The 14,168-nt window shown below is 54.1% G+C and carries 8 protein-coding genes; 2 read left to right on the top strand and 6 right to left on the bottom strand.

Annotated features, from left to right (window positions below):
• The first annotated feature begins 7 nt into the window (after positions 1 to 7).
• Positions 8 to 4,036, top strand: a complete 4,029-nt coding sequence (rpoB, locus tag O1V65_RS17340) for a DNA-directed RNA polymerase subunit beta (RefSeq protein WP_017492758.1) — start codon at positions 8 to 10, stop codon at positions 4,034 to 4,036.
• Between the two features lie 155 nt (positions 4,037 to 4,191).
• Positions 4,192 to 8,412 (top strand): DNA-directed RNA polymerase subunit beta', encoded by a 4,221-nt coding sequence (rpoC, locus tag O1V65_RS17335; protein WP_017492757.1) that lies wholly within the window; start codon positions 4,192 to 4,194, stop codon positions 8,410 to 8,412.
• Positions 8,413 to 8,621: 209 nt separating this feature from the next.
• Here rpoC and thiH read toward each other — a convergent pair whose 3' ends face one another.
• Genes thiH through thiC form a run of 6 tightly spaced genes read right to left on the bottom strand, consistent with a single transcriptional unit; the run spans position 8,622 to position 14,094 of the window.
• A complete protein-coding gene (gene thiH / locus O1V65_RS17330) occupies positions 8,622 to 9,764 on the bottom strand; it encodes a 2-iminoacetate synthase ThiH (RefSeq protein ID WP_017492756.1) in 1,143 nt (380 codons plus the stop codon).
• Positions 9,761 to 10,534: a thiazole synthase gene (locus O1V65_RS17325; protein ID WP_017492755.1), complete on the bottom strand. Its 774-nt coding sequence runs from the start codon at positions 10,532 to 10,534 to the stop codon at positions 9,761 to 9,763. The genes thiH and O1V65_RS17325 overlap by 4 nt, the downstream gene beginning before the upstream one ends.
• Before the next feature lie 3 nt (positions 10,535 to 10,537).
• Positions 10,538 to 10,738, bottom strand: a complete 201-nt coding sequence (gene thiS, locus O1V65_RS17320; protein WP_017492754.1) for a sulfur carrier protein ThiS — start codon at positions 10,736 to 10,738, stop codon at positions 10,538 to 10,540.
• Positions 10,735 to 11,484 carry a HesA/MoeB/ThiF family protein gene (locus O1V65_RS17315; protein WP_192504323.1) on the bottom strand — a complete coding sequence of 250 codons (750 nt, stop codon included), beginning with the start codon at positions 11,482 to 11,484 and terminating at the stop codon, positions 10,735 to 10,737. Before O1V65_RS17315 ends, thiS begins: the two co-directional genes overlap by 4 nt.
• Positions 11,471 to 12,130, bottom strand: a complete 660-nt coding sequence (thiE, locus tag O1V65_RS17310; protein WP_084913263.1) for a thiamine phosphate synthase — start codon at positions 12,128 to 12,130, stop codon at positions 11,471 to 11,473. The genes O1V65_RS17315 and thiE overlap by 14 nt, the downstream gene beginning before the upstream one ends.
• Positions 12,127 to 14,094, bottom strand: coding sequence for a phosphomethylpyrimidine synthase ThiC (thiC, locus tag O1V65_RS17305; protein ID WP_084913262.1), 1,968 nt, complete (start codon positions 14,092 to 14,094; stop codon positions 12,127 to 12,129). Before thiC ends, thiE begins: the two co-directional genes overlap by 4 nt.
• Positions 14,095 to 14,168 lie beyond the last annotated feature (74 nt).

Genomic DNA, 14,168 nt, shown 5'->3' with positions numbered 1-14,168 from the left:
GAACCCTATGGTTTACTCCTATACCGAAAAGAAACGCATCCGTAAGGATTTTGGGAAACGTCCACAAGTTCTGGATATTCCTTATCTCCTTTCTATCCAGCTTGACTCGTTCCAGAAGTTCATCGAGCAAGACTCGGAAGGCCAGTACGGTCTGGAAGCAGCATTCCGTTCCGTATTTCCTATCAAGAGCTACAGCGGAAACTCTGAGCTGCAATACGTTAGCTACCGTCTTGGTGAGCCGGTATTCGACGTTAAAGAATGCCAGATCCGCGGTGTAACGTATTCCGCGCCACTGCGCGTGAAACTGCGTCTGGTCATCTACGAGCGCGAAGCACCGGAAGGTACGGTCAAAGACATCAAAGAACAAGAAGTCTATATGGGCGAAATTCCGCTCATGACCGAAAATGGTACCTTCGTGATTAACGGTACTGAGAGGGTTATCGTATCTCAGCTTCACCGTAGTCCAGGCGTATTCTTCGACAGCGATAAGGGTAAGACCCACTCATCGGGTAAAGTGCTGTATAACGCACGTATCATCCCTTACCGCGGTTCATGGTTGGATTTCGAGTTTGACCCGAAAGACAACCTGTTTGTACGTATTGACCGTCGCCGCAAACTGCCAGCGACCATCATTCTGCGTGCACTGAACTACACCACAGAACAGATCCTTGACCTGTTCTTTGACAAGGTTATCTACCAGATCCGCGACAACAAGTTGCAGATGGAGCTGGTACCTGAGCGCCTGCGCGGTGAAACAGCTTCTTTCGATATCGAAGCTGACGGCAAAGTCTATGTTGAAAAAGGCCGCCGCATCACTGCACGTCATATTCGTCAGCTTGAAAAAGACGACATTCAGCGCATCGAAGTTCCTGTTGAGTACATCGCAGGGAAAGTGGTCGCTAAAGACTACATCGATACCAATACCGGTGAGCTGATTGTCCCTGCGAACATGGAATTGTCTCTGGACCTGCTGGCGAAGCTTAGCCAGGCCGGACACAAGACCATCGAAACGCTGTTCACCAATGATCTGGACCACGGTGCTTATATCTCCGAGACCGTGCGCGTCGACCCAACCAGCGATCGCTTGAGCGCTCTGGTTGAGATCTACCGCATGATGCGTCCTGGTGAGCCGCCAACGCGCGAAGCTGCTGAAAGCCTGTTTGAGAACCTGTTCTTCTCTGAAGATCGTTACGACCTGTCTGCTGTAGGTCGTATGAAGTTCAACCGTTCTCTGCTGCGTGATGAAATCGAAGGTTCAGGCATCCTGAGCAAAGACGACATCATTCAGGTCATGAAAAAACTGATCGATATCCGTAACGGTATTGGCGAAGTGGACGACATCGACCACTTGGGCAACCGTCGTATTCGTTCAGTCGGCGAGATGGCTGAAAACCAGTTCCGCGTAGGTCTGGTTCGCGTTGAGCGTGCGGTTAAAGAGCGTCTGTCTCTGGGCGACCTCGACACCCTGATGCCTCAGGACATGATCAACGCCAAGCCAATTTCGGCGGCGGTGAAAGAGTTCTTCGGCTCAAGCCAGCTTTCACAATTTATGGACCAGAACAACCCGTTGTCCGAGATAACGCACAAGCGTCGTATCTCTGCATTGGGCCCGGGCGGTTTGACCCGTGAACGTGCTGGCTTTGAAGTTCGAGACGTACACCCGACTCACTACGGTCGCGTATGTCCAATCGAAACGCCAGAAGGTCCAAACATCGGTCTGATCAACTCCTTGTCTGTTTATGCACAGACCAACGAGTATGGTTTCCTCGAAACGCCTTACCGCCGCGTGCGTGATGGCATCGTTACCGATGAAATTAACTATCTGTCTGCTATTGAAGAAGGCAACTTCGTTATCGCCCAGGCGAACTCCAACCTGGACGAAGAAGGCCGCTTCATTGAAGACCTGGTTACCTGTCGTAGCAAAGGCGAATCAAGCCTGTTTAGCCGCGACCAGGTTGACTATATGGACGTATCTACCCAGCAGGTTGTATCCGTTGGTGCTTCACTGATTCCATTCCTGGAACACGATGACGCCAACCGTGCATTGATGGGTGCGAACATGCAACGTCAGGCTGTACCTACTCTGCGTGCTGACAAGCCGTTGGTGGGTACCGGTATGGAACGTGCTGTAGCGGTTGACTCCGGCGTTACCGCCGTTGCTAAACGTGGCGGTATTGTTCAGTACGTGGATGCATCCCGTATCGTAATCCGTGTTAACGAAGACGAGATGTACCCGGGCGAAGCAGGTATCGACATTTATAACCTGACCAAATACACCCGTTCTAACCAGAACACCTGCATCAACCAGATGCCGTGTGTGAATCTGGGTGAGCCAATCGAGCGCGGCGACGTGCTGGCAGATGGCCCATCAACAGACCTGGGCGAGCTGGCGCTGGGCCAAAACATGCGCGTCGCGTTCATGCCTTGGAACGGTTACAACTTCGAAGACTCCATCTTGGTGTCAGAGCGTGTTGTTCAGGAAGACCGATTCACTACCATCCACATCCAGGAACTGGCGTGTGTGTCTCGTGACACCAAGCTGGGGCCGGAAGAGATTACTGCCGACATCCCTAACGTGGGTGAAGCGGCACTGTCCAAGCTGGATGAGTCAGGTATCGTTTATATCGGTGCTGAAGTGACCGGTGGTGACATTCTGGTGGGTAAAGTGACGCCTAAAGGCGAAACTCAGCTGACTCCAGAAGAGAAACTGCTGCGCGCTATCTTCGGTGAGAAAGCGTCTGACGTTAAAGACTCTTCTCTGCGTGTACCAAACGGCGTGTCAGGCACGATTATCGACGTTCAGGTCTTTACCCGCGATGGCGTGGAAAAAGACAAACGTGCGTTGGAAATCGAAGACATGCAGCTGAAGCAGGCTAAGAAAGACCTGACTGAAGAGCTGCAGATCCTGGAAGCAGGCCTGTTTGCACGTATCCACTCAGCGCTGGTTGCTGGCGGTATTGAAGCTGAGAAGCTTGCTAAACTGCCACGCGATCGCTGGTTGGAACTGTCGCTGACCGACGAAGAGAAACAAAATCAGCTGGAACAGCTGGCCGAGCAGTACGACGAGCTGAAGTCAGAGTTTGAGAAAAAACTCGAAGCTAAGCGTCGTAAGATAACCCAGGGCGATGATCTGGCACCAGGCGTGCTGAAAATCGTTAAAGTGTATCTGGCCGTTAAACGTCAGATTCAACCGGGTGACAAGATGGCTGGTCGTCACGGTAACAAAGGTGTTATCTCCAAGATCAACCCGATCGAAGATATGCCTTACGATGAAAACGGCACGCCGGTAGACATCGTACTGAACCCGCTGGGCGTACCATCTCGTATGAACATCGGTCAGATTCTGGAAACCCACTTGGGTATGGCCGCGAAGGGCATTGGTGAAAAAATCAATGCTATGCTGAAGAAACACGAAGAAGTTTCTAAGCTGCGCGAGTTCATCCAGAAAGCGTACGATCTGGGCGATGACGTTCGTCAGAAAGTCGACCTGAACACCTTCACCGATGACGAAGTATTGCGTCTGGCTGAAAACCTGAAAAAAGGTATGCCAATCGCGACGCCAGTCTTCGACGGTGCGAAAGAGACTGAAATCAAGCAGCTGCTTGAGATGGGCGGTATTCCGACCTCAGGTCAGATTACACTGTTTGACGGCCGTACCGGCGAGCAATTCGAGCGCCAGGTTACCGTCGGCTACATGTACATGCTGAAACTGAACCACCTTGTTGATGACAAGATGCACGCGCGTTCTACCGGTTCTTACAGCCTCGTTACTCAGCAGCCGCTGGGTGGTAAGGCGCAGTTCGGTGGTCAGCGCTTCGGTGAGATGGAAGTGTGGGCACTTGAAGCATATGGTGCCGCGTATACCCTGCAGGAAATGCTGACCGTGAAGTCCGATGACGTTAACGGCCGTACCAAGATGTATAAAAACATCGTGGATGGCGATCATCGTATGGAACCGGGCATGCCGGAATCCTTCAACGTATTGTTGAAAGAGATCCGCTCGCTGGGTATCAACATCGAGCTGGAAGACGAGTAAGTTTGCACGAACTATTTCGAGTTGCAGGAAGGCGGAAAACGCGCCTGCAACTTGGAATATCGCAGGAACACTCGCAATCACCGTGGTCACAGGGGTACCTGCCTGTTTACCAATAGTCAGGTGCCTAACAGGTCTAACCCGACGGGAGCCAATCCGTGAAAGACTTACTAAAGTTTCTGAAAGCGCAAACTAAGACCGAAGAGTTTGATGCGATCAAAATTGCTCTGGCATCGCCAGACATGATCCGTTCTTGGTCTTTTGGTGAAGTTAAGAAGCCAGAAACCATTAACTACCGTACGTTCAAACCAGAACGTGACGGCCTTTTCTGTGCCCGTATTTTCGGACCAGTAAAAGATTACGAATGCCTGTGCGGTAAGTACAAGCGTTTAAAACATCGCGGCGTGATCTGCGAGAAGTGTGGCGTTGAAGTGACCCAGACCAAAGTACGCCGTGAGCGTATGGGCCACATCGAGCTGGCTTCGCCAACTGCGCACATCTGGTTCCTGAAATCTTTGCCATCGCGCATCGGTTTGCTGCTGGATATGCCTCTGCGTGACATCGAACGTGTACTGTACTTCGAATCCTATGTGGTTATCGAAGGCGGTATGACCAACCTGGAACGCCGTCAGATCCTGACTGAAGAGCAGTATCTCGACGCGCTGGAAGAGTTTGGTGACGAATTCGACGCGAAGATGGGTGCCGAGGCGATTCAGGCCCTGTTGAAAAACATGGACCTGGAGCAAGAGTGCGAGCAGCTGCGTGAAGAGCTGAACGAAACCAACTCTGAAACCAAGCGTAAGAAGCTGACCAAGCGTATCAAGCTGCTGGAAGCGTTCGTACAGTCTGGCAACAAGCCAGAGTGGATGATCCTGACCGTGCTGCCGGTACTGCCGCCAGACTTGCGTCCATTGGTTCCGTTGGACGGTGGTCGTTTCGCAACGTCGGATCTGAACGATCTGTATCGTCGCGTGATCAACCGTAACAACCGTTTGAAACGCCTGCTTGACCTGGCTGCGCCAGACATCATCGTACGTAACGAAAAACGTATGCTGCAAGAAGCGGTAGATGCTTTGCTGGATAATGGCCGTCGCGGTCGTGCAATTACCGGCTCTAACAAGCGTCCGCTGAAATCTCTGGCAGACATGATTAAAGGTAAACAGGGTCGTTTCCGTCAGAACTTGCTGGGTAAACGTGTCGACTATTCAGGTCGTTCCGTTATCACCGTAGGTCCATACCTGCGTCTGCACCAGTGTGGTCTGCCGAAGAAAATGGCTCTTGAGCTGTTCAAACCGTTCATCTACGGCAAGCTTGAACTGCGTGGTCTCGCTACCACCATTAAAGCCGCCAAGAAGATGGTTGAGCGCGAAGAAGCTGTCGTTTGGGATATCCTGGACGAAGTTATCCGCGAACACCCGGTACTGCTGAACCGTGCACCAACCCTGCACCGTTTGGGTATCCAGGCGTTTGAACCTGTTCTGATCGAAGGTAAGGCAATCCAGCTTCACCCGCTGGTTTGTGCGGCATATAACGCCGACTTCGATGGTGACCAGATGGCAGTACACGTTCCGCTGACGCTTGAAGCTCAGCTGGAAGCGCGTGCCCTGATGATGTCTACCAACAACATCCTGTCACCAGCGAACGGCGAGCCAATCATCGTTCCTTCACAGGACGTTGTATTGGGTCTGTACTACATGACCCGTGACTGTGTTAACGCCAAAGGCGAAGGCATGGTACTGACGGGTCCGAAGGAAGCTGAGCGTGTTTACCGCGCGGGTCTTGCCTCTCTGCACGCACGCGTAAAAGTGCGTATCACAGAAGAGATCAAGAACACCGAAGGCGAAGTCACTCACCGTACTTCAATTATCGATACGACTATCGGCCGCGCCATCCTGTGGATGATCGTACCAACAGGTCTGCCGTACTCTATCGTTAACCAGCCTTTGGGCAAAAAAGCTATCTCCAAAATGCTGAACACCTGTTACCGCATTTTGGGCCTGAAGCCGACCGTTATTTTTGCTGACCAGACCATGTACACCGGTTTTGCCTATGCAGCACGCTCTGGTGTGTCTGTAGGTATCGATGACATGGTAATCCCTGCTAAGAAAGCAGAGATCATCGATGAAGCAGAAACCGAAGTTGCAGAGATTCAAGAGCAGTTCCAGTCTGGTCTGGTAACCGCTGGCGAACGCTACAACAAGGTTATCGATATCTGGGCCGCAGCAAACGAACGTGTTGCGAAGGCAATGATGGAAAACCTGTCTGTCGAAGATGTTGTCAACCGTGACGGCGTGACCGAGCAGCAGGTTTCCTTCAACAGTATCTTTATGATGGCCGACTCTGGTGCGCGTGGTTCACCTGCACAGATTCGTCAGCTTGCCGGTATGCGTGGTCTGATGGCCAAGCCAGACGGTTCCATCATTGAAACGCCAATCACCGCGAACTTCCGTGAAGGTCTGAACGTACTCCAGTACTTCATCTCGACCCACGGTGCTCGTAAAGGCTTGGCGGATACCGCACTGAAAACGGCAAACTCCGGTTATCTGACCCGTCGTCTGGTTGACGTGGCACAGGACCTGGTTGTTACCGAAGACGACTGTGGTACCCACGAAGGTATCATGATGACTCCGGTCATCGAAGGCGGCGACGTTAAAGAGCCACTGCGTGAGCGTGTATTGGGTCGTGTAACGGCTGAAGACATCCTCAAGCCGGGTACTGCGGACATTCTTGTTCCGCGTAACACCCTGCTTCACGAGAAGACGTGTGATCTGTTAGAAGAGAACTCTGTCGACAGCGTGAAAGTGCGTTCTGTTGTAAGTTGTGAAACCGACTTTGGTGTGTGTGCAAACTGCTACGGTCGCGACCTGGCACGTGGTCACATCATCAACAAAGGTGAAGCGATCGGCGTTATTGCAGCACAGTCAATCGGTGAGCCAGGTACACAGCTGACGATGCGTACGTTCCACATCGGTGGTGCGGCATCTCGTGCGGCAGCAGAGTCCAGCATTCAGGTTAAAAACACCGGTACGATTAAGCTGAGCAACCACAAGCACGTTACTAATGCTAACGGCAAACTGGTTATCACTTCTCGTAACACCGAGCTGAAATTGATCGACGAATTCGGTCGTACCAAAGAAAGCTATAAAGTGCCTTACGGCTCCGTAATGGGTAAAGGTGACGGTCAGGCAGTTAACGGCGGCGAAACCGTGGCTAACTGGGATCCGCACACCATGCCAGTCATCAGTGAAGTGAGTGGTTTCATTCGCTTTACCGATATGGTTGATACCCTGACCATTACCCGTCAGACAGACGACCTTACCGGTTTGTCTTCTCTGGTGGTTCTGGACTCGGCAGAGCGTAGCACCGGTGGTAAAGACCTGCGTCCAGCGCTGAAAATCGTTGATGCCAAAGGCAACGACGTATTGATTCCAGGTACTGATATGCCTGCTCAATACTTCCTGCCAGGTAAAGCGATTGTACAGCTGGAAGATGGTACTCAGATTCACTCAGGTGACACCTTGGCGCGTATTCCTCAGGAATCCAGCGGTACCAAGGACATCACCGGTGGTCTGCCACGCGTTGCTGACCTGTTCGAAGCGCGTCGTCCGAAAGAGCCTGCAATCCTTGCTGAAATCAGCGGGATCATCTCCTTCGGTAAAGAGACCAAAGGCAAACGTCGTCTGGTAATTTCTCCGTTGGATGGCAGCGATGCTTACGAAGAAATGATCCCTAAATGGCGTCAGCTGAACGTGTTCGAGGGTGAAGTTGTGGAACGTGGTGACGTCGTATCCGACGGCCCAGAGTCTCCGCACGACATTCTGCGTCTGCGTGGTGTTCATGCGGTTACCCGTTACATCACCAACGAAGTGCAGGAAGTTTACCGTCTGCAAGGCGTTAAGATTAACGATAAACACATCGAAGTTATCGTTCGTCAGATGCTGCGTAAAGGCACCATCGTTAGCGCGGGCGGCACCGACTTCCTGGAAGGCGAGCAGGCAGAAATGTCTCGCGTTAAAATCGCTAACCGTCAGCTGGAAGCTGAAGGCAAAATCGCGGCAACTTACAGCCGTGACCTGCTGGGTATCACCAAGGCATCCTTGGCGACCGAGTCCTTCATCTCCGCGGCATCGTTCCAGGAAACGACGCGCGTTCTTACCGAAGCTGCTGTTGCAGGTAAACGTGATGAACTGCGCGGCCTGAAAGAGAACGTCATCGTGGGCCGTCTGATCCCAGCCGGTACCGGTTACGCTTATCACCAGGAACGTGCACGCCGTAAAGCTCTGGGCGAAGTGCCAGTTGTACCGCAAGTTAGCGCGGACGAAGCAACGGCAAACCTGGCCGAGCTGCTGAACGCTGGTTTTGGTAGCAGCGAAGATTAATTCTTCCGGGTGACCAAAATAAAAACCGCTCTTTATTGAGCGGTTTTTTTTTGCCCTTCATTTATCCTTCATCTTTCAAACCGCAGATGCGTTACCTGCGCTCACTCGCCCGAATCACTGACCTGTGTCAGCTCATCGGGACTCGGCTCGCTTGCCGCCTGCCTGCAATTTGAATTCTATTGGATAAAGCATTACCTAATATCCGCTGATTAAAGACTTCTTCCTAGATGCTGATCCCAGTCCTTCCATACCGGCTGTAAACCTGCCTGCGTGAGCGCCTCGGCGACGCGTGCTGGTGGTCGATTGTCGTGCGGCTCGAACTGTTCCAGCTCGGGTTTATCATCTTCGGCATAACCGCCGGGCTGGGTTTTAGAACCCGCGCTGACGGTGGTGATCGCTACCGGAATAACGTGGTCGCGGAAATAGGGGGATTCACGAGTCGACAGTGAAAGCTCGACGTCAGGCGCAAACAGCCTGAAGGCACAAATCAGCTGCACCAACTGCCGCTCATCCAGTATTGACGCTGGCTCAATGCCACCGGCACAGGGGCGTAAACGCGGAAACGCCACCGAATAGCGGCTCTGCCAATACGTCTGCTGCAAATAGAACAGGTGTTCGGCCACCATGTAGCTGTCGGTCCGCCAGTTGTTCGAGAGCCCAAACAGCGCCCCCAGGCCAATCTTGTCGATTCCCGCACGCCCGAGCCGGTCAGGCGTCTCCAGCCGCCAGAAGAAATCCTGCTTCTGTCCACGCAGGTGATGCAACGCGTAGGTGGGGGCATGATAGGTTTCCTGATACACCAGTACGCCGTCGAGACCCAACGTTTTCAGCTCGGCGTATTCGTCCTGCTCCAGCGGCTGCACCTCAATCATCAGCGAACTAAAATGACCACGGATGGCCGGAAAATGGCGGCGAAAATAGGGCATCCCGACCTTGGTTTTGTGCTCACCGGTGACCAGCAGCAAATGCTTGAAGCCAAGCGCATTCAGCGCCTCGCACTCTTTCTCTATCTCAATCTCGTCCAGCGTTTTGCGCTTGATCTTGTTGCTCATCGAGAAACCACAGTAGGTGCATTCGTTCGCGCAGAGGTTGGAGAGATAGAGCGGGGCAAAAAAGCTCACCGTATTGCCGAAGCGCTGACGCGTTAACTGCTGTGCCTTCTGCGCCATAGGCTCGAGGTAGTTAATGGCTGCCGGGGAGATAAGCGCCATAAAATCTTCACGGCTGACGCGCGGGGCGTTGAGGGCGCGCTCAACGTCGGCCGCTGTTTTGCTGTTAATGCGTAGAGAGATGTCGTCCCAGTCTAGCGTTTGCCAATGCTGCTGAAAGCCCGTGCCTTGATAGTCTTTCATGGTCCGACGCTCTCCAGAAACTGCGTCAGCGGGCTGGAAGGATTAGCGCGCGCCGATTTACCGCCCAGACCGCTCTCCTTTGCTAACTGCCCCGCCTCGACGGCGAGCCTGAACGCCGTCGCCATCGCCACCGGGTTGCCAGCAACCGCAATGGCGGTATTGACCAGCACGGCATCGGCACCCAGTTCAAGCGCCTCGGCCGCCTGGCTTGGCGCACCGATACCGGCATCCACTACTACCGGCACCTTGGTCTGTTCAATAATAATGCGCAGGAACTCACGCGTTTGCAGCCCCTGATTGGAACCAATCGGTGCGCCAAGAGGCATCACCGCCGCACAGCCGACCTCTTCGAGGCGTTTACACAGCACCGGGTCGGCGCTGCAATACGGCAGTACCACGAAGCCCTGTTTGACCAGTATTTCGGCGGCCTTAAGGGTTTCTACCGCATCGGGCAGCAAATATTTGAGGTCGGGGTGGATCTCGAGTTTAATCCAGCATGTCCCCAACGCCTCGCGGGCCAACTGGGCGGCAAATACCGCCTCTTCGGCCGTTTTCGCGCCCGAAGTATTGGGCAACAGGTGCAGGCCTAGCTCTTGAAGCGGGCGTAAAATATCGTCGCCGCCGCGCTTGAGGTCAACGCGTTTCATGGCCATCGTCACCAACTGCGTGCCGGAGGCAACAATCGCCTGCTGCATAACCGACGCGCTGGAGAATTTACCCGTTCCAGTAAACAGTCGGGAAGTGAAAGTCGTATCAGCAATTTTTAGCATGGCTCATCCTCCGGCAATGGCTTGAAATACAACGACGTTGTCGCCGTCTTTCAGAACGAGTTCCGCCCACTGCGGGCGTGGAACGATGACCTGATTAACGGCAAGTGCACTGCCAGAAAGGGGGTGTTCAAGGAAAGACAGCAGGGCATCGACGGTAAGCGGGGCATCAAAGCGATAATCTTCGTCATTAACGATGACTTTCATCGCGTGCCTCCGCATACCGGGCAGTCCGCCGAGCGGGCAAGCTGGAGCGTACGCCAGCTTTGCTGCTTGCCGTCGAATAAGCGCAGTTTTCCGGTTAACGAGCTGGTGGCGCCGGCCAACATCTTGATAGCTTCCAGTGCCTGCAATGTCCCTATTACGCCGACCACCGGCCCCAGTACGCCCGCAGTGCGGCAGTTGCGGGTCGGTGTTTCTAAATCAGGATACAGGCAGCGATAGCAGCCGTGGGAATAGGGCGCTTCGATGACCAGCAGTTGGCCGCTAAAGCCTACCGCGCTGCCGCTGATCAGCGTTTTACCTGCTTCGATGCAGGCCTGGTTAACCGCATGGCGGGTCTCCATGTTGTCGCTACAGTCCAGCACCAGGTCCGCGCGTGCGATAATCGCCTGCAAATTGCCAGCATCCAGCCGCTCGGTCAGTATTTCGGTGTGACACAGCGGGTTGAGTTTGCCCAACTCCCGCTGGGCAATTTTCGCTTTGTGGCCGTCAGTATCCGCAGTGCGATAAAGAATTTGTCGCTGGAGATTGGAGACGTGCAGCGTATCGTCATCCGCCAGAAACAGAGTGCCGACGCCAGCGGCAGCCAGATACAGCGCCGCCGGTGAACCCAGGCCACCGAGGCCGACAATCAGCACCGTCGAGGCACGGATTTTTTCCTGCCCCTCCATGCCAATATCTTCCAGCAGCAGCTGTCGGCTGTAGCGCATGAATTCATTATCGTTGAGCATGGTTGTCGTCCCGATAAGGGCAGAGTTTGATTAATTCCGCCGTCGCCGCGCGCCAGTCCGGCGCTTGGGTGATAGCGCTGACCACCGCCACGCTGCCGACGCCGCACTCCATCACCGGCTGTACGCGGTCCAGACTAATTCCACCAATAGCGACTGTCGGAAACTTACCGTCCAACTGCTTGATATGACGCGTCAATTCCTGCAAACCCTGCGGCGCAGACGGCATGTCTTTGGTCTGCGTCGGAAACACGTGGCCGAGGGCGATATATGACGGACGGACGCTCGCGGCGCGCGCCAGCTCGGTGTCATCGTGTGTCGATACGCCCAGGCGCAGGCCGGCACGGTGAATAGCCAGCAGGTCGGTGGTATCCAAATCCTCTTGACCGAGGTGAATACCGTAGGCCTGATGCTTAACCGCCAGACGCCAGTAGTCGTTAATAAACAACCGGGCGTTGTGCTCGCGACCCAGCCTGATGGCCTCGATAATCGCCGGCTCAACCTCGTCGTCGGGCAGGTCTTTTATCCGCAGCTGTAATGTTTTGACGCCCGCCTCTAGCAGGCGGCGTATCCACTCGACGCTGTCTACCACCGGATAAAGCCCGAGGTAATAAGGCACCTCAGGGAACGGGGTGGATGGGATATTCATTTACCGACTCCTTCTTCAATGTTGTCTGCCGGATGGTACAGTTCGCCACCGCGCTCGCGGAAGGCTTCCGACATCTGTGTCATGCCTGACTCGACGATATCAATCGGGATAGCTTTGGCTTCCAGCGCAGCGGCGTAGTCGCGAACTTCCTGAGTGATTTTCATCGAGCAGAATTTTGGACCACACATCGAGCAGAAATGGGCGACCTTACCCGACTCCTGTGGCAGCGTTTCGTCGTGATAGGCGCGGGCCGTTGCGGGATCGAGCGCCAGATTGAACTGATCTTCCCAGCGGAATTCGAAGCGTGCCTTCGACATCGCGTTATCGCGGATCTGCGCGCCCGGATGGCCTTTGGCCAGATCGGCAGCGTGTGCGGCGATTTTGTAGGTAATCAAACCCTGTTTAACGTCCTCTTTGTTCGGCAGGCCAAGGTGTTCTTTCGGCGTGACGTAGCACAGCATTGCGCAACCAAACCAGCCGATCATCGCGGCGCCAATGCCTGAGGTGAAGTGATCATAACCCGGTGCAATATCGGTGGTGAGCGGGCCGAGAGTATAGAAAGGTGCCTCGTGGCACTTTTCCAGCTCTTCGGTCATGTTGCGGCGGATCATCTGCATCGGTACGTGGCCCGGACCTTCGATCATCACCTGCACGTCATACTCCCAGGCAATCTTGGTAAGCTCGCCCAGCGTTTGCAGCTCAGCAAACTGCGCTTCGTCATTGGCGTCCTGAATCGACCCCGGACGCAGGCCATCACCCAGCGACAGCGAGACATCGTAGGCAGCGCAGATTTCACAAATTTCACGGAAGTGAAGATAAAGGAAACTCTCTTTATGGTGCGACAGACACCATTTCGCCATGATGGAGCCACCGCGTGACACGATACCAGTCAGGCGTTTAGCGGTCATTGGCACATAGCGCAGCAGCACGCCAGCGTGAATAGTAAAGTAATCAACACCCTGTTCTGCCTGTTCCAGCAAGGTATCGCGGAACATCTCCCAGTTTAGATCTTCGGCGACGCCGTTAACCTTCTCCAGCGCCTGATAGATTGGCACGGTGCCAATAGGAACCGGGCTGTTACGCATAATCCATTCACGGGTTTCGTGGATGTAGCGGCCGGTTGACAGGTCCATCACCGTATCCGCACCCCAACGGGTCGACCACACCAGTTTCTCGACTTCTTCTTCGATAGACGAGGTGACCGCCGAGTTCCCGATGTTGGCGTTGACCTTGACCAGGAAATTACGGCCAATGATCATCGGCTCTGATTCAGGATGGTTGATGTTGGCGGGGATAATCGCGCGACCGGCCGCAACTTCGGCACGGACAAACTCTGGCGTGATGTTTTCCGGCAGGTGGGCGCCAAAGCTTTCTCCCGGATGCTGTTGCAGCAGCACTTCACCGCGAATACGCTCACGCCCCATGTTTTCACGCAGGGCGATGTATTCCATTTCCGGGGTGATAATGCCCTGACGTGCGTAGTGCAGCTGAGTGACCGTTTTCCCCGCTTTCGCTTTGCGCGGGCGCGGGAGATGCTCGAAACGCAGATGATCCAGGCCTTCGTCGGCCATGCGTTGCTGGGTAAAACCGGAGCTTACCTGCGGCAGCTCTTCGGTATCCTGACGCGCCTCAATCCAGCTGGCGCGGATCTTGTCCAGGCCGCGATGCACATCGATGTTGGATTGAGGATCGCCGTAAGGTCCGGCAGTGTCATAAACCGGGATCGCTTCATTGTCTTCAAACTTTGGAGCGTCTTTGGTACCGCCGATCATCGTCGGGCTGAGCTGGATCTCACGCATTGGCACCTGAATATCGGCGCGGCTACCCTGCAGATAAATACGTTTTGAATTTGGGAAGGCAACGCCTTGCAGGCTGTCGATAAAAGCCTGGGCTTCGGCACGCTGCTGGCGACGATTACTGGTTTTTTTTACCGGTTCATTCTGAAGTTCTGGGGTGTTCGACATAGCAAATTCCTCGTTTATCGCGAAAGGGAAAATTGCTTGTCAGGAGGTTTACAGCGGAAGTAAGGCGTTGTATT

Origin of the sequence: Rouxiella badensis (assembly GCF_026967515.2) — a bacterium.
In the GTDB taxonomy this organism is placed as follows: Bacteria; Pseudomonadota; Gammaproteobacteria; order Enterobacterales; family Enterobacteriaceae; genus Rouxiella; species Rouxiella badensis.
The sequence above is the reverse complement of the archived record's forward strand: the minus strand, read 5'-3'. Positions and strand labels throughout refer to the sequence as shown.